Here is a 16915-nt window from a genome sequence, read left to right as displayed (position 1 = left end):
GCTTGACACCACTTTTTTATTGTTTTTCCCATTTGACAGTAAAATGGACCTTGTTGGACTTTTTGATGGGATGTTCAAAAGCTTCGGCAGTGGCCACTTGTTTTTGAAATTCAATTTGTTGGGCCAGAAAGCCGGCTTCGAGCTGGAAATACTGCTCTGCTTTTGATTTTACCCGCGGTGCAATTCTCGGGCTCATTAATTCTAATTCCAGTTGGTTCTTTGATTCCTTGATTATGAGAAGCTGTCCCCATGAGGCTTTTGAGAAAAAATCAATTAATGCGTCGAAATCTTCCAAAGGGAACTTTCGCGCCAAGCGTTTGCCTGCCCAATATAAAATCTCGTGTGTATCTTTACCTAGGATTTCGGGAATCAAGATATCTCTTATTAGCTCATAACCAAAAATGGAAATGGTTCTCTCATCAACAGAATGAATTGGCTGCTCAATGGCTGTACTATCTTTCACAAGTTTCCCCTCTTTCTATCATTCTATTATATACGAAACGGGTGAGATTTCAGTACGATTTGTTCGAAAAAACATTATTATCTTGCGAGAATTATTTACTATTTTACAATATCTTATCTTGTTTTCCATCATAATTATCTTTCCCTGAAAGAAAAAATATTTACCCGTTAGATATTGGAAATTATCTTACGAAATACTAAAATAAAAAGTAACCGCTTTCATCACTAAGGCTGGTAATATCTAATCTATTATAATATCAATATATTTTAAAAATTTTTTTTAGTACTGAAGATTTGTGTATCCGGTTTCTTGACGCTCTATGATGTTGGGAGTAAAATGGACATGTCACATAATTGTCACAGTGATGCCGAGTTTATTTTGATTTTGGGGAAAAACTTACATCACTTTAAAAATTAAAAGGGGGTTAATCAATGGCGGGAAATCGCGAGTTTTTTAATCGGAGATTGCATTCATTGCTAGGGGTCATTCCGATAGGCTTTTTTCTATGTCTGCACCTTGTGGTCAATCATTTTGCAACTGGGGGGGTAGAATCATTTAACCATGCAGCAAATTTCATGGAGAGTCTACCATTCCTGCATATCCTTGAATGGATTTTTATTTTCTTACCGTTATTATATCATGCAATCTATGGGCTTTATATTGCCTTCACCGCGACTGCAAATGTAGGTAATTTTGGATTCTTCAGAAACTGGATGTATTTATTGCAAAGGATAACGGGTGTCATCACACTGATTTTTATTGCATGGCATGTTTGGGAAACAAGAATTGCAATGGCACTTGGAACAGCCCTTAATTTTCAAATGATGCATCATATTCTTTCACATCCTGGAATGTTTGTATTCTATGCAGTAGGAATTGTTTGTGCTATTTTTCACTTTTCAAATGGATTATGGTCATTCATGGTCAGCTGGGGGATTACCATTACACCACGGTCACAAGTAATTTCTACATATGTAACAATGATCATTTTCTTGTTACTTTCAATTATTGGAATACAAACTTTGTTTGCTTTTATTTAATCAAGATAGAACTTTCTTCAGCATGGACTGATTCCCATGCAAATATAGGTATTTGTCATATGTAATGGAACGGAAAAATATTGGATTTTGGATTAAGGGAGTGAGTCACGATGAGTAAAGGAAAGGTGATTGTAGTCGGCGGCGGATTAGCTGGCTTGATGGCAACCGTCAAGGTCGCTGAACACGGAACACACGTAGATTTGTTTTCGCTAGTTCCAGTTAAACGCTCTCACTCTGTTTGTGCCCAAGGTGGTATTAATGGAGCTGTTAATACAAAAGGTGAAGGGGATTCCCCATGGATTCACTTTGACGACACAATTTACGGCGGCGACTTTTTAGCCAATCAGCCACCTGTTAAGGCAATGTGTGAAGCGGCGCCTGGTATTATTCACTTATTTGACCGGATGGGTGTTATGTTTAACCGGACACCTGAAGGGTTATTGGACTTCCGTCGATTTGGCGGTACACAACACCACCGGACAGCATTTGCCGGTGCTACTACCGGACAGCAGTTACTATATGCGTTGGACGAGCAAGTACGTCGTCATGAAGTAGCAGGATTAGTAACCAAATATGAAGGATGGGAATTTTTAGGAGCTATTATTGATGATGATGGCGTCTGCCGCGGTATTATGGCTCAAGACTTAAAAACGATGGAAATTAAGTCATTTGCAGCAGATGCAGTTATTATGTGTACCGGCGGACCAGGGATCATCTTTGGAAAATCTACTAACTCTATGATTAATACAGGTTCAGCGGCATCAATTGTTTATCAGCAAGGTGTTTATTATGCAAACGGTGAAATGATTCAAATCCACCCAACTGCTATTCCTGGTGATGATAAACTTCGCCTCATGAGTGAATCTGCACGTGGTGAAGGCGGACGGATTTGGACATATAAAGATGGTAAACCTTGGTATTTCCTGGAAGAAAAATATCCGGCGTACGGAAACCTTGTACCGCGTGATATTGCAACAAGGGAAATTTTCTCTGTCTGTGTGGACATGAAGCTTGGTATTAACGGCGAAAATATGGTTTATTTGGATCTTTCCCATAAAGACCCGCATGAATTGGATGTCAAATTGGGCGGGATTATTGAGATTTATGAAAAATTCGTTGGTGACGACCCTCATAAGGTTCCAATGAAGATTTTCCCTGCAGTGCACTATTCGATGGGCGGCCTATGGGTTGATTACGATCAAATGACAAATATCCCTGGCTTATTTGCGGCTGGTGAATGTGATTTCTCTCAACATGGAGCAAACCGTCTAGGTGCGAACTCATTATTATCCGCGATTTATGGCGGAATGGTTGCAGGTCCTAATGCTGTGCGATATATTGACGGACTAGAGAAGAGTTCTGATGCTGTATCTTCAACAGTTTATGACCGCCATGTAAGAGAACAAGAAGAAAAATGGAATCAGATTTTATCGATGGACGGAACAGAAAATGCGTATATCCTTCACAAAGAGCTTGGTGAATGGATGACGGATAATGTAACGGTTGTTCGTTACAATGACCGTCTGCTGAAAACCGATGATAAAATTCAGGAGCTTTTGGAACGCTATCAAAACATTGATATTAATGATACTGCAAAATGGAGCAATCAAGGAGCATCGTTCACCCGTCAATTACAGAATATGCTGCAATTGGCACGTGTTATTACTATTGGTGCTTATAATCGTAATGAAAGCCGTGGTGCTCACTATAAGCCTGAATTCCCTAAACGTAATGATGAGGAATTCTTGAAAACAACTATGGCTAAGTTTGTTGATGCTAAGACTGCCCCAGCATTCCATTATGAAGATATTGATATTTCATTAATCAAGCCGCGTGAACGCGACTATTCAAAAAAACACTAAAGAAAGGGGAGTAGAAAAGCATGGCTGAAACGAAAACAGTGAAATTTATTATAACCCGTCAGGATAACCCAAACTCTGCTCCTTATGAGGAAGAGTTCGAGGTTCCTTATCGTCCGAATATGAACGTGATTTCTGCACTTATGGAAATCAGGAGAAATCCGGTGAATTCAAAGGGAACTAATACGGTTCCGATTACATGGGATATGAACTGTTTGGAGGAAGTTTGCGGTGCGTGTTCCATGATCATTAATGGAAAGCCGCGCCAAGCCTGTTCGGCACTTGTTGATAAGCTAGAGCAGCCAATTCGCTTGGCACCGATGAAGACCTTCCCAGTTATTCGTGACCTGCAGATTGACCGCAGCAGAATGTTTGATTCTTTGAAAAAGGTTAAAGCATGGATTCCGATTGACGGAACGTATGATTTGGGACCTGGACCGCGTATGGCTGAAACAAAACGTCAATGGGCATACGAGCTATCAAAATGTATGACTTGCGGAGTCTGTCTTGAAGCATGTCCGAACGTTAATAGCAAGTCAAACTTTATGGGGCCCTTTGTATTTGGGCAAGTACGCTTGTTCAATTCACACCCAACTGGCACTATGAATAAAGCTGAACGTTTGAATGCATTTATGGAAGATGGTGGAATGCAGGGGTGCGGGAATTCACAAAACTGTGTACAAGCATGTCCAAAAGGAATTCCGCTCACTACTTCCATTGCTGCAGTAAACCGTGATGCGACAATCCAGTCATTTAAAAACTTCTTTGGCAGTGACCAAATTTAATGAAATGAAAACCTTCTTTTCAATTTTGAAAGGAAGGTTTTTTTTATGTAGCCTATCTAAAAATGTTGATATAATGGAAATAATATGCAGGTTTAAAGGATGGTATCTGACCGTGAAATCAAAGATTCCACTTATTATGATAATTTTTGGATTGGGGTTTGTTGGTATTGGTAGCTGGCATTTGGTGAATGGTGAAATTCAACTGGATGCTGCATTTAAAAAAGCGAAAGAAATCGTTAAATCAAATCCGATTCCCGTCGCTAAAAATAAAGTGCCAAATGTGTTGCACCCAAAAACGGGAGATTCTATTGGGATTTTAGAAATTCCAAAGATCAAAGCAGAGCTTCCAATTGTTGAAGGAACTAATCCTGATGATTTGGAGAAAGGTGTTGGCCACTACAAAGGATCTTATTTTCCGGATGACCATGGGCAAATTGTTTTATCTGGTCATCGGGATACTGTATTTCGAAGAGCAGGAGAATTGAAAATTGGTGATACGGTTATATTGCAATTATCATATGGAACATTCTCATACAAAATTACACATACGAAAATTGTGAAAGCAAATGACACGAGCATTATAACACTGCAACATCAACAAGAAGAATTGGTATTAACCACCTGTTATCCTTTCCATTATATAGGGAATGCCCCTAATCGTTATATCATTTATGCAAAACCGAAAAGTTCTCAATAAAATATTTAATAGGACAAACATATATTTTTTTGAAATTCCCTCTCCTACATGTAATCACAGTCACGCCATTTATCAAGTTCACATATGATATGGTGACTAAATATATACCCACCCCACGGTTCATAACTGGCGAAGGCAAGGAGGGTTAAAATACTTGAAGGAGAATGATTATACTCACAAGCCGCTACTCACCAAACGTGAAAGGGAAGTATTCGAACTGTTAGTACAAGACAAAACGACGAAGGAAATCGCTGGGGAACTTTTTATAAGCGAAAAAACGGTTCGGAATCATATTTCAAATGCCATGCAAAAGCTTGGTGTTAAGGGGCGTTCGCAAGCAGTTGTAGAACTCCTTCGAATGGGAGAGCTAGAACTTTAAAAATGACCGGTTTCCATTTTGGAGGCCGGTCGATATTGAAGCGACAGTTTCAAATCCATATAAAAACCTCACCTCTAATTTGGGGTGAGGTTTTTTACATACGTCAGCAGTAAATTGACTTATTGATTTTCTCTTTTAGCTATTTTAAAGAACAAGGTTGATATATGCACACTGTTAATTGGAGCGGAAGGCATGGAGACTCCTCGAAAATGCTAACGCCTTTCCTTCGTGCGTGGGCGAATTCAAGGATGTCATTCAATGTCCTACGGGAGTACGGGGCTGCGGGAGACCCCACAGGCGCTTTAGAGCCGAGGAGGCTCCCCGGCAAGCCCGCGAACTGCTTGAGTATGGAGCGGTAATCAACAGCCTTGTTTAACAGCGCTTTTCTTTTAATCGTTTTGTGTCCGCGGAAGGCTCTGGAAAGCCTGCAGGACAAAGTGTTCATTCATCTGCATCCAAAAGAAGCGCAGGCAGCTTAATCAGGGTGTCCTAATGCCTTCAATATCATTAACATAGTTAGTAAATTCAACCTTATTTTCAGGCAGCTTACAAAATAAAACCTACTATAAGAATGCGAGAAAAGTTTCAGCTTGAAATTTATGCAAAAAAGATAGAAAATAAGGACAAGTAAATGCTACTTTAAAAATGATATTTGAGGAGAGCAAATTTTAGGAGTGTATGAAATGGAACTCGAAAAAACCCAACAGGTGAATCGGGATATTGTCGCCAATATTGAAAAGGATTTGCGTTATATTTCCGGTATTATAAAGCAAAAAGGCAGAGAGTTGCTAAGTAATTATAAAATTACGCCGCCGCAATTTATTGCGTTGCAATGGTTGTTTGAAGATGGGGATATGACAATCGGCGAACTTTCGAATAAAATGTATTTGGCATGCAGTACCACAACGGATCTTGTCGACCGGATGGAAAAAAACCTTCTTGTGGAAAGGGTAAAGGATACTGGTGACCGGCGTGTTGTCAGAATTCATTTGCTTGAAGAAGGTAAGAGAATAATTGATGAAGTGATTAAGAAACGGCAAATATATTTAGAGGCTGTGTTAAAAGATTTCACAATGGAAGAAATTCAACGTCTTCAAAATAATTTAGAAAAATTGCATCAAGAAATGCGTTAAAAATGAGGCGAGTGGTTTGAATCAAGCAATCGGTGTGATCGATTCCGGGGTTGGCGGATTGACAGTTGCCAAAGAAGTAATGAGGCAGCTGCCAAATGAAAAGATTATCTATTTAGGAGATACGGCCCGATGCCCATATGGACCAAGAACAACCAGGGAAGTGAAAAGATTCACTTGGGAATTGACTCATTTTTTATTAGAAAAAAATATGAAAATGCTCGTAATTGCATGTAATACTGCTACTGCAGCAGCATTAGATGAAATCCGCGAAGAACTTTCTATTCCTGTTTTGGGAGTGATCAATCCAGGTGCAAGAGCAGCCATTAAACGAACGAAAAACTATAGAGTTGGAATTATTGGCACTGAAGGAACTGTCAAAAGCGGTGCCTATGAAAAAGCATTGAAATCCTTGAATAGTAAATTATATGTCAGAAGTCAGGCCTGCCCCAAGTTTGTTCCGCTTGTTGAGAGCGGAGAATACGATGGACCTATTGCTATGAAAATAGTAAATGAGGCGTTGCAGCCAATACTGGATCAAAATTTGGATACACTGATTTTAGGTTGTACACATTATCCTCTTTTAGAACCACTTATCAAAAATGTGATGGGTGAAAAAGTAAATGTAATTAGTTCAGGGGATGAAACGGCAAGGGAAATTAGTGCGATTCTCCAATATAATCAATTATTGGCAGTAAATGAAATGGAACCGGAACATGAATTTTTCACAACAGGTTCACGGTGGATCTTCACAAAAATAGCTTCACAATGGCTGGAAACACCTATTACAAATGTTAAAAAAATAAAACTTTAAAAAGAACTCTTATTTTTGGGGAGTTCTTTTTTTATTGAAATTTTCTTGTCCCAAGGCGGTCTAAATTTAGCTTAGGCTCGTATACATATTAGTACAAACTGTCTTAAGGGGGATAAATATGTATAAAAATAAAGCAAAAATCCTTGGTTTATCGGTGCTTACATCAACAGTGCTGCTATCAGGGTGCGGCTTGTTCAGCACAGAAACGGAAAAGAAAATTGATCCGCCAAAAACGGTGACGGTTGTAGATAGCAAAGCACAAGATAAAACTGCCAAAAATAACAATACTAAAAATACAGTAAGGACGGAACTCTATTTAATTGATAAAAACGGCTATGTTGTCCCGCAGACAATAAACCTGCCGCAGACCAAATCCATCGCCAAACAGGCTCTTCAATATTTAGTCGCGAATGGTCCGGTTACGAATATGCTGCCGAATGGTTTCAGAGCAGTGCTTCCAGAAGATACACAAGTCTCTGTGGATGTTAACAAGGATAATGGTGTTGCCACGGTTAATTTTTCAAAGGAATTTAAAAACTATCAGCCAGAGGATGAACAAAAAATCCTACAATCCATCACTTGGACGATCACACAATTTAAAGAAATTAAATCGGTTAAGCTCAAAATGAACGGTCATGAGTTGACGCAAATGCCGGTTAAAGGGACGCCAATCAGTGAAAATCTTTCGAGAGCGGATGGAATTAATTTGGATATGACGGATGTTGTCGATATTACTAATACGAAGCCTATAACTGTCTACTTCATAGGCGGGGAAGAAGGCTCCTATTATTTCGTGCCTGTAACCCGCAGGATCAGCAATAATGAAAAAGATAATGTTGCGGCTGCTGTGAACGAACTAATCAAAGGGCCGAGCGTAAAATCGAATTTAGTTTCAGCGTTTATGCCGGATGCTAAATTGTTAAATACACCTGTAAATGAACAAGGTAAAGTGACATTGAATTTTAATAAAAATATTTACGGCAGCTTCACTAAAGATGTTGTTTCACAGCAGTTACTTGATGAACTGGTACTTTCTGTAACTGAGCAGAATGGGATCAACAAAGTGTCTGTTGAGGTGGATGGCAAAGCTGAATTGAAAAATGACCAAGGGAAAAAACTTACAGAACCGGTTTCTCGCCCAGAAAAAGTAAATACCGGTAGTTTTTAAAAAAAAATTTTTTGTTATACTATATAATGACAATCAAAGAGGTGGGCTAAAGGCCGCCTCTTTCTTATTTGCCTTTGGATAAATGAACAGTCTAGTGTCTAAGTGCTCTAGCTGGACAGTTATCTAAGATAAATTTATACTTCATATCAAAAAAGAGAGATTAGGGGGAAGGTATTTTGCGCGTTGATGGAAGAGAACCATTACAGCTAAGGCCTGTACATATTGAAACAAATTACTTAATGCATCCGGAGGGGTCTGTCCTTATTTCGGTTGGAAATACGAAAGTTATTTGTACTGCAAGTATTGATGAACGAGTTCCTCCATTTATGAGAGGTGAAGGAAAAGGTTGGATAACTGCCGAATATTCGATGCTGCCAAGGGCAACGGAAACGCGGAATATTAGGGAATCAACCAAGGGAAAGGTATCCGGGCGTACAATGGAAATACAGCGGCTGATAGGAAGAGCGCTTCGTGCTGTTGTGGATTTAACGGCGATTGGGGAACGGACGGTATGGATAGACTGTGATGTCATTCAAGCAGACGGCGGAACAAGAACAGCATCGATAACAGGAGCATTTGTGGCAATGACGTTAGCGTTAAATGGACTGGCAGAGAAAAAAACATTGCCAAAGTTTCCTATTATCGATTATCTGGCAGCAACTAGCGTAGGTATACTACAAGACGGTAATACCGTGCTTGACCTTAACTACCAAGAGGATTCAAAGGCTCATGTTGACATGAATGTTGTCATGACAGGAAACGGCGAGTTTGTTGAACTGCAGGGAACTGGTGAGGAATCTACTTTTTCATATGAGCAGCTTCAAGGGCTGTTAAATGCTGCCCAGGAAGGTTTAATGGAGCTGTTTGAATCACAAAAAACAGCACTTGGTGAAGATATTGTAAAGAAAATAGAATCCAGGAGAAAAAAATAAGAGGGGCTATCCAATGAAAGAAGTTATTATCGCTACTAAAAATGCCGGAAAAGCAAAGGAGTTTGAACAGATCTTTGCAAAAAGAGGAATTGCAGTCAAGACATTACTTGACTTTCCTGAAATTCCGGACGTAGACGAAACTGGTACGACATTTGAAGAAAATGCCACGTTAAAGGCAGAGGCTGTTTCAAAAGCTCTTAACAAAATGGTCATTGGCGACGATTCCGGACTGATGGTTGATGCTCTTGAAGGCAGACCAGGAATCTATTCCGCGCGTTATGCCGGTGAACCGAAAAACGATCTGAACAATACAAATAAGCTATTGGCCGATCTTAAAGGGGTACAGGAGGAAAACAGAACGGCAAGATTTTATTGTGCACTTGCAGTGGCTATTCCCGGTCAAGAAACGTTTACGGTGTCAGGCACCTGTGAAGGACGGATTTTGGAAGAACCAAGAGGAACAAATGGTTTCGGTTACGACCCGGTATTTTATGTGCCTGAAAAAGAGGCAGCTATGGCGGAGCTTTCATCAGATGAGAAAAATAGAATCAGTCATCGGGCTAATGCATTGAAGAAGTTGGATACCGTGCTTGATTCGTTTCTGGAAAGAGTGGAAAAGTCATGAGCAAAGTATTAGTGGTAAGTGACAGCCATGGTTTGTCTAAGGAGCTTGAGGTAGTAAGGGAACGGCATTTACAAGATGTTGATTTCATGATCCATTGCGGCGATTCCCAATTAATGCCTGATGACAAAGCGATGACAGGATATTTGACAGTGATGGGAAATTGCGATTTTAGCGGCTATCCCATGGAATCAATGATTGAACTTGATGGGAAAAAGATTTTTGTAACCCATGGTCACCGCTATTCTGTTAAAACCTCGCTTATGAATTTGATATATAAAGCTGAAGAAGTAGACGCTGATATTGTTTTCTTTGGACATTCTCATATATTGGGGGCGGAAGTAATCGGAGGCAGATTATTTATAAACCCAGGAAGTATCCGTCTGCCTCGCGAACGATTTGAAAAAACGTATGTCATACTTGAGCTGCAAGATCAAAAAGTGAATATGAAAGTATTTGATTTAATCGGCGGGGAAATGGAAGGTTTGGCAAGGGAATTTGTTATTGGGAAGTAGATTAATGGATTTCTTCCATAAACGGCATTGAATGTTGACAATCCCTACGGATATTAAATAGTTTTTTTTGAGCTGTAAAAACAGGAGGAGCTAAATATTTTTTAGTTCCTCCAATTTTCTTTGTGCAAACCTATTGACATATAAATAATCGGATTATATAATAAATATTGTCTTTGATTATTAATTATGTCCCAGTAGCTCAGCTGGATAGAGCAACGGCCTTCTAAGCCGTGTGTCGGGGGTTCGAATCCCTCCTGGGACGCCATACTACATACCAGAATATAGACTCGCCATTGAGGTGAGTTTTTTTTGTGTTTAATTTATGCTACACTATTCTCTAATGATTACTGAAGGATGGTTTTTTTATGAGAAAGCGGGAGCCTATTAAAAAACAGGATAATGTGGTCTTCTTTCCCGGCTTTGAAAAACGATTGACAGACAAAGGATTGGAGAGCCTGCATAATCGAAAATATTCTGAAGCGATTCAGTGGCTGGAGGAAGCAAGAACGCATGATCCGGAAAATGGCGAAATTTTAATCGGGCTTGTGCTTGCCTATTTTGAATCCTCCGCATTTCAAAAAGCAAAAGTGCTGGCAAAAGACATGCTGTTAAAAGGGATTGGCGACTATTTTCAATTAGTCGATCTTTATCTAACTATATTGATCCAGCTGCATGAATATGATGAGATTGTTACAACAATCGAAGTGCTGCTAGAGGAGAAAGAAATTCCGCCTGACCGGCACAATCATTTTACAACATTGCTCCAATTCAGTCGAAGAATGGCAGAGGGCAGCGGGGCAGATCATGAGAAGACGGAGCTTGAAGAAAACAATTCGGAGCCGCTGAATCTTTTAACTATACATAATTTAAACGAGCAAATGCTAGTAATTTCAAATTTAGCAGAAAAAAATTTCAGACCATATATAGCTGAAATCGAATCCTACCTACAAGCGGAAGAAGGTCATCCTTTTATTAAAACAGTCTTAGTTAGCCTGTTAAAAGAACAAGAATGGAACAAGGAACTAATCATCAGCAAATTTTTATTTGAGTATAAAGTAAATCCAACTAAGCTGCCGGATGTCAGACAGCAGCCAAAAGTAAGGCAAATAAAAGCTTGTCTTGAACAGCAATTAGAGAACAGTAATCCTGGACTGTTGGATCCAATCATCGGCTTAGTGGACCGGATTTTTTTTATAAGCTACCCCTTTGAACTTGAACCTGAACAGCCTGAAGCATGGGCTGCTGCTTTTCAGATCCTGACACAGGAATATCTAGGAGAGGAACAAGACCTTGTGATAATCGCAGATGAATATCAAGTTCAATTAAAAGAAATTGAACTGGCAATAAAACAAATTAAAATGATAGAGAAAATTTCTTATCCTAATATATAGCTTGGACTGTTGAAAGAAATTAAACCTATGGTATAATGTAGGGGTTGCGTTGTGTAAAAATTTATATTTTTTACATTTAAAATATTAGAAAATGCCTTATTGGACAAGCATTTTTCTATACCAAAAACTGTATCGAATGCTATGAGAATAGATGTTGGAGGGAAAAAGAATGACAGCAAAATGGGAAAAGTTAGAAGGGAACCGTGGCGTCCTTACTGTTGAAGTAAGCGCTGAAAAGGTGAATCAAGGTCTGGATGCGGCATTCCAAAAGGTCGTAAAGCAAGTAAACATTCCTGGCTTCCGTAAAGGTAAAGTACCACGCGCTATGTTCGAAAAGCGCTTTGGTGTAGAATCTCTTTATCAAGATGCATTAGATATCATTCTTCCAGAAGCATATGGAAATGCGATTGATGAAACAGGAATCGAGCCTGTTGATCGTCCTGAAATTGATGTTGAACAAATGGAAAAAGGCAAAGACTTAATCTTCAAAGCTACTGTTACTGTAAAACCTGAAGTGAAATTAGGCGATTACAAAGGACTAGAAGTTGAAGAATTCGATACAACTGTTACAGATGAAGATGTGCAAAATGAACTTGTAACACTTCAAAACCGTCACGCAGAATTAGTAGTAAAAGAAGAAGGAACAGCTGATAACGGTGATACTGTTGTTATCGACTTTGAAGGTTTCGTAGATGGCGAAGCTTTTGAAGGCGGAAAAGGAGATAACTATTCTCTTGAACTAGGTTCTAATTCCTTTATTCCAGGTTTCGAAGACCAGCTTGTTGGCGTAGCAACTGGTGGAACTAAAGACGTAGAAGTTACATTCCCTGAAGAATACCATGCTGCTGAACTTGCAGGTAAACCAGCAGTTTTCAAAGTAACTGTTCATGAAATTAAAGCTAAAGAACTTCCTGCACTAGATGACGAGTTTGCAAAAGATGCGGATGAAGAAGTAGAAACATTGGATGCACTTAAAGAAAAAATCAAAACTCGTTTAGAAGACAGCAAGAAGCATGAAGCTGAACACCATGTTCGTGACTCTGTTGTAGAAAAAGCTGCTGCAAATGCAGAAGTCGAAATTCCATCAGTTATGATTGAAAATGAAATTAACCGTATGATCCAAGAATTTGGTCAACGTCTTCAAATGCAAGGTATGAATCTTGATCTTTATTACCAATTCTCTGGTCAGGATGAAGCAGCTCTTCGTGAACAAATGAAAGAAGAAGCTGAAAATCGTGTGAAAGTAAACTTAACACTTGAAGCGATTGCCAAAGCTGAAAATATCGAAGCAACAGAAGAAGATGTAAATGCTGAGCTTGAGAAAATGGCTGAAATGTACAATATGTCTGTTGACAGCATTCAAAAAGCTCTTGGCGGTGTTGAAGGCATTAAAGCAGATCTTCAACTTAAAAAAGCCGTTGACTTTCTTATTGAAAATAAAAAATAATAAGAAAGTTGTAATTGGACTAGACAGTTAGGTTTGGTACATTTGAATAAAAACAGGGGCACGATTTTGATCGTGCCTTGTTTTATACATATTTTGAATAACATAATATAATAAATACAGGGAACATTTTTATTATTGGGCAGGAAAATTTGAGAGCTGCAGCGAATACAATAAATCCAAGAAAAGAAAGATTTATTTTTAAAAATTATGGTTAAGATGAAATGAGTACATAACTTTTCTTCGGGGATGTCTTCATCCAAGAAAAACATGGTCGACTAAGCTTTTTGTTTCCAGTCTAATGACTAAATATGTTACAATGCAAAATACATACTAACGATATATTCAATATCATTGTGATTTTATTAGTCTAAGCTATAGGTTTAAATACAGAACTTTATGTATCAAGGGGTGAAAGGTTTGTTTAAATTTAACGATGAAAAAGGACAATTGAAATGTTCGTTTTGTGGTAAAACGCAGGATCAAGTCCGTAAATTAGTTGCAGGGCCTGGAGTTTATATATGTGACGAATGTATTGAACTTTGTACAGAAATAGTGGAAGAAGAGCTTGGAACTGAAGAAGAAGTAGAGTTTAAAGATGTACCTAAACCGAAGGAAATTTGTGAGATTTTAGATGAATATGTCATTGGGCAGGATCAAGCAAAAAAATCCTTATCTGTTGCCGTTTATAATCACTATAAGCGCATCAATTCAAACAGTAAAATTGATGACGTGGAACTTTCAAAAAGCAACATCTGTATGATTGGACCGACTGGTAGCGGCAAAACATTACTAGCCCAAACTTTGGCCCGTATATTGAACGTTCCGTTTGCCATTGCAGATGCTACATCACTAACGGAAGCCGGATATGTAGGAGAAGATGTTGAAAATATTCTGCTGAAATTAATTCAAGCTGCTGACTATGATGTGGAAAAAGCGGAAAAAGGTATTATCTATATCGATGAAATCGATAAGATCGCCCGCAAATCCGAAAACCCTTCCATTACGAGAGATGTATCAGGTGAAGGTGTACAGCAGGCTTTATTAAAAATTCTTGAAGGTACTGTGGCAAGTGTGCCGCCACAAGGAGGCAGAAAGCATCCTCATCAAGAGTTTATTCAAATTGACACAACCAATATCTTATTTATTTGCGGCGGTGCTTTTGACGGCATCGAACCAATTATTAAACGCCGTTTAGGCCAAAAGGTAATTGGCTTTGGTGCAGATCCGAAACAGCAGGAAATCAGCGGCAAAGAGCTTCTTTCCAAAGTTTTACCAGAAGACTTGCTTCGTTTTGGATTGATTCCTGAATTCATCGGTCGTCTTCCAGTAATTGCTAGCCTTGAACAATTGGATGAGTCAGCATTGATTGAAATTTTAACCAAGCCAAAAAATGCGCTAGTGAAGCAATATCAAAAAATGCTTGAGATTGATGAAGTTGAATTAGAATTTGAGGAAGAGGCGCTAAAGGAAATTTCTAAAAAGGCGATTGAACGTAAGACGGGTGCCCGCGGCTTAAGATCCATTATTGAAGGAATCATGCTGGATGTCATGTTCGAACTTCCTTCTCGTGATGACATTACCAAATGTATCATAACTAAGGATACGGTAATAACGAACAGTACACCAACATTAATTTTAGAAGATGGCACAGTCGTAGCAAAAGAAAAATCTGCATAATTGTGAGAGGATTCTGCCAAGTGCAGATCCTCTTTTTTAACGTTTAGAAGGCTGCTTTTTCTTCCTCTAGAAACAGATTCTTCTTTTAGGTGGTTTATTCCCTACCACTGCAGGAAATACTTATTAATATCAATTGAAGTATTTTGGTGCAGGAGGAAAATAAAGATGAGTTGGACGGGGATTGCATTATTTATACAATTGTTTTTTGGGATTATCATTGGGCTGTATTTTTGGAATCTGTTAAAGAATCAGCGGACACAAAAAGTATCGATTGACAGGGAATCACGAAAAGAAATGGAACAACTAAGGAAAATGAGATCCATATCTTTAACAGAACCATTATCAGAAAAAGTGCGTCCTTCAAGCTTTGAAGATATTGTTGGCCAAGAGGATGGTATTAAATCATTAAAAGCAGCACTTTGCGGTCCTAATCCACAACATGTGATTATTTATGGTCCACCAGGTGTTGGTAAAACGGCAGCAGCACGTTTAGTATTAGAAGAAGCGAAGAAAAATGCCAAATCACCATTCAAAAAAGACTCTGTTTTCATTGAATTAGATGCTACAACAGCGCGATTTGATGAACGGGGAATTGCTGACCCTCTTATCGGTTCTGTACATGATCCCATTTACCAGGGGGCGGGTGCTATGGGGCAGGCAGGAATTCCGCAGCCAAAGCAAGGTGCCGTTACAAACGCCCATGGCGGTGTGCTGTTTATTGATGAAATAGGGGAATTGCATCCCATACAAATGAACAAATTGCTTAAAGTATTAGAAGATCGCAAAGTTTATCTAGAAAGTGCCTATTATCATGAGGAAAATACCCAAATACCAACACATATCCATGATATTTTTAAAAATGGTTTGCCTGCAGATTTTCGCTTAATTGGCGCCACTACCAGAACGCCGAGTGAAATTCCGCCAGCGATCCGGTCTCGTTGTATGGAGGTTTTCTTTCGTGATTTAACACAAGAAGAAATTGTGTGTGTTGCTAAAAAAGCAGCTCAAAAGGTAAATTTGCAAATCAATGAATCGGGTGTAAATACATTGGCCTCCTATGCAAGAAATGGGCGGGAAACGGTTAATATGGTCCAGATTGCCGCAGGGCTAGCCATACAAGAGGACCGAAATTTTATCAGGGATGAAGATATTGAATGGGTGATCCATTCCAGTCAAATGACTCCTCGAATGGAACGAATGATAAATGAGCAGGCCGAAGTAGGTCTTGTAAATGGCTTGGCTGTTTATGGCCCTAATTCGGGTGCACTTTTAGAAATAGAGGTAACAGTCATCCCTGCAAAAGAAAAAGGCAGTATCAATATTACGGGAATTGTCGAAGAAGAAAGTATAGGCGGCCAGGGAAAATCGATCCGCAGAAAAAGTATGGCCCGCGGTTCGATCGAAAATGTCATTACCGTTTTACGATCCATGGGTGTGCCGGCAAATGATTATGATATCCATGTGAATTTTCCCGGCGGTGTACCGATTGATGGCCCATCAGCTGGAATCGCCATGGCCACGGGAATATATTCAGCCATATATAAAATTCCGATAGATAACAAAGTAGCTATGACCGGTGAAATCAGCATTCACGGGAATGTCAAGCCTATTGGCGGTGTATATCCGAAGGTAAAGGCTGCCAAAAAAGCGGGAGCCAAAAAAGTGATCATTCCGGAAGAAAATATGCAAACCATATTGAATGAAATTGATGGTATTGAAATTATTCCGGTCACACATTTACACGAAGTATTTGAAATTGCTCTTGCTAATAAATACAGTAAGCAAAATGCCATTCCAGCTTCGATTGAATTAACCAAAAAAGAGTCCATTTAATTTAAAATTCGTTAAACTATAAAGACTTCGGTTTGTTCAGTTCAAACAAACCGAAGTTTTTGTTTGCCCCAATAGGAAGTAAATTTTCTTCTTTGGGGAAGATAAAATAGACACCTAAAAATAAATAAGATAGAATTTGTACAAAGAATATTACATTTTTGTA

General features: G+C 39.0%; 16 protein-coding genes and 1 tRNA gene. 16 read left to right on the top strand and 1 reads right to left on the bottom strand.

Translation table 11 applies throughout. The features are described 5' to 3' along the window. Positions 1 to 16: 16 nt before the first annotated feature. On the bottom strand, positions 17 to 463 hold the full coding sequence (locus HPT25_RS00810) for a YslB family protein (RefSeq protein ID WP_173058637.1): 447 nt from the start codon (positions 461 to 463) through the stop codon (positions 17 to 19). 431 nt (positions 464 to 894) lie between these two features. Between HPT25_RS00810 and HPT25_RS00805 the strand changes: the two genes are divergently transcribed. The 16 genes from HPT25_RS00805 to lonB all read left to right on the top strand — a co-directional run bounded on the left by HPT25_RS00805 (position 895) and on the right by lonB (position 16752). Continuing rightward, positions 895 to 1503 carry a succinate dehydrogenase cytochrome b558 subunit gene (locus HPT25_RS00805; RefSeq protein ID WP_173058635.1) on the top strand — a complete coding sequence of 203 codons (609 nt, stop codon included), beginning with the start codon at positions 895 to 897 and terminating at the stop codon, positions 1501 to 1503. A gap of 110 nt (positions 1504 to 1613) precedes the next feature. Next, positions 1614 to 3365, top strand: coding sequence for a succinate dehydrogenase flavoprotein subunit (gene sdhA, locus HPT25_RS00800; protein ID WP_173058633.1), 1752 nt, complete (start codon positions 1614 to 1616; stop codon positions 3363 to 3365). 20 nt (positions 3366 to 3385) lie between these two features. Further along, positions 3386 to 4147: a succinate dehydrogenase iron-sulfur subunit gene (gene sdhB, locus HPT25_RS00795; RefSeq protein WP_173058631.1), complete on the top strand. Its 762-nt coding sequence runs from the start codon at positions 3386 to 3388 to the stop codon at positions 4145 to 4147. A 112-nt stretch (positions 4148 to 4259) separates the two neighbouring features. Beyond that, the gene (gene srtD, locus HPT25_RS00790; protein WP_376767900.1) at positions 4260 to 4844 is read left to right on the top strand and encodes a class D sortase, LPxTATN-specific; all 585 of its coding nucleotides are present in this window, start codon (positions 4260 to 4262) and stop codon (positions 4842 to 4844) included. Between the two features lie 154 nt (positions 4845 to 4998). Continuing rightward, the gene (gene gerE, locus HPT25_RS00785; protein ID WP_026572264.1) at positions 4999 to 5223 is read left to right on the top strand and encodes a spore germination transcription factor GerE; all 225 of its coding nucleotides are present in this window, start codon (positions 4999 to 5001) and stop codon (positions 5221 to 5223) included. A 683-nt stretch (positions 5224 to 5906) separates the two neighbouring features. Then, a complete protein-coding gene (locus HPT25_RS00780) occupies positions 5907 to 6356 on the top strand; it encodes a MarR family winged helix-turn-helix transcriptional regulator (RefSeq protein ID WP_173058629.1) in 450 nt (149 codons plus the stop codon). A gap of 16 nt (positions 6357 to 6372) precedes the next feature. Then, positions 6373 to 7167: a glutamate racemase gene (racE, locus tag HPT25_RS00775; protein WP_173058627.1), complete on the top strand. Its 795-nt coding sequence runs from the start codon at positions 6373 to 6375 to the stop codon at positions 7165 to 7167. A 118-nt stretch (positions 7168 to 7285) separates the two neighbouring features. After that, positions 7286 to 8335: a GerMN domain-containing protein gene (locus HPT25_RS00770; RefSeq protein ID WP_173058625.1), complete on the top strand. Its 1050-nt coding sequence runs from the start codon at positions 7286 to 7288 to the stop codon at positions 8333 to 8335. Positions 8336 to 8511: 176 nt separating this feature from the next. Then, positions 8512 to 9267 carry a ribonuclease PH gene (rph, locus tag HPT25_RS00765; protein ID WP_173058623.1) on the top strand — a complete coding sequence of 252 codons (756 nt, stop codon included), beginning with the start codon at positions 8512 to 8514 and terminating at the stop codon, positions 9265 to 9267. Between the two features lie 13 nt (positions 9268 to 9280). Then, a complete protein-coding gene (locus tag HPT25_RS00760; RefSeq protein WP_173058621.1) occupies positions 9281 to 9892 on the top strand; it encodes an XTP/dITP diphosphatase in 612 nt (203 codons plus the stop codon). Further along, entirely contained in the window at positions 9889 to 10404 is a 516-nt protein-coding gene (locus HPT25_RS00755) for a metallophosphoesterase (protein ID WP_173058618.1), read from the top strand. Before HPT25_RS00760 ends, HPT25_RS00755 begins: the two co-directional genes overlap by 4 nt. 188 nt (positions 10405 to 10592) lie before the next feature. Further along, positions 10593 to 10669 (top strand) — tRNA-Arg (locus tag HPT25_RS00750). Between the two features lie 100 nt (positions 10670 to 10769). Then, on the top strand, positions 10770 to 11795 hold the full coding sequence (locus HPT25_RS00745) for a tetratricopeptide repeat protein (protein WP_173058616.1): 1026 nt from the start codon (positions 10770 to 10772) through the stop codon (positions 11793 to 11795). Positions 11796 to 11964: 169 nt separating this feature from the next. Continuing rightward, entirely contained in the window at positions 11965 to 13242 is a 1278-nt protein-coding gene (gene tig / locus HPT25_RS00740) for a trigger factor (RefSeq protein ID WP_173058614.1), read from the top strand. A 417-nt stretch (positions 13243 to 13659) separates the two neighbouring features. Next, positions 13660 to 14919 (top strand): ATP-dependent protease ATP-binding subunit ClpX, encoded by a 1260-nt coding sequence (gene clpX, locus HPT25_RS00735; protein WP_173058611.1) that lies wholly within the window; start codon positions 13660 to 13662, stop codon positions 14917 to 14919. 165 nt (positions 14920 to 15084) lie between these two features. Then, positions 15085 to 16752 carry an ATP-dependent protease LonB gene (gene lonB / locus HPT25_RS00730; RefSeq protein WP_173058608.1) on the top strand — a complete coding sequence of 556 codons (1668 nt, stop codon included), beginning with the start codon at positions 15085 to 15087 and terminating at the stop codon, positions 16750 to 16752. Positions 16753 to 16915 lie beyond the last annotated feature (163 nt).

Origin of the sequence: Neobacillus endophyticus (assembly GCF_013248975.1) — a bacterium.
In the GTDB taxonomy this organism is placed as follows: domain Bacteria; phylum Bacillota; class Bacilli; order Bacillales; family Cytobacillaceae; genus Neobacillus; species Neobacillus endophyticus.
Note: the sequence above shows the minus strand (reverse complement) of the source record. Positions and strands in the feature narration are given on the sequence as shown.

What these genes read in the sequence shown, in the direction of transcription:
- HPT25_RS00805 (WP_173058635.1), top strand. Translation starts at nt 895, where the DNA reads ATGGCGGGAAATCGCGAGTTTTTTAATCGGAGATTGCATTCATTGCTA.
- sdhA (WP_173058633.1), top strand. Translation starts at nt 1,614, where the DNA reads ATGAGTAAAGGAAAGGTGATTGTAGTCGGCGGCGGATTAGCTGGCTTG.
- sdhB (WP_173058631.1), top strand. Translation starts at nt 3,386, where the DNA reads ATGGCTGAAACGAAAACAGTGAAATTTATTATAACCCGTCAGGATAAC.
- HPT25_RS00780 (WP_173058629.1), top strand. Translation starts at nt 5,907, where the DNA reads ATGGAACTCGAAAAAACCCAACAGGTGAATCGGGATATTGTCGCCAAT.
- HPT25_RS00770 (WP_173058625.1), top strand. Translation starts at nt 7,286, where the DNA reads ATGTATAAAAATAAAGCAAAAATCCTTGGTTTATCGGTGCTTACATCA.
- HPT25_RS00760 (WP_173058621.1), top strand. Translation starts at nt 9,281, where the DNA reads ATGAAAGAAGTTATTATCGCTACTAAAAATGCCGGAAAAGCAAAGGAG.
- HPT25_RS00755 (WP_173058618.1), top strand. Translation starts at nt 9,889, where the DNA reads ATGAGCAAAGTATTAGTGGTAAGTGACAGCCATGGTTTGTCTAAGGAG.
- HPT25_RS00745 (WP_173058616.1), top strand. Translation starts at nt 10,770, where the DNA reads ATGAGAAAGCGGGAGCCTATTAAAAAACAGGATAATGTGGTCTTCTTT.
- tig (WP_173058614.1), top strand. Translation starts at nt 11,965, where the DNA reads ATGACAGCAAAATGGGAAAAGTTAGAAGGGAACCGTGGCGTCCTTACT.
- lonB (WP_173058608.1), top strand. Translation starts at nt 15,085, where the DNA reads ATGAGTTGGACGGGGATTGCATTATTTATACAATTGTTTTTTGGGATT.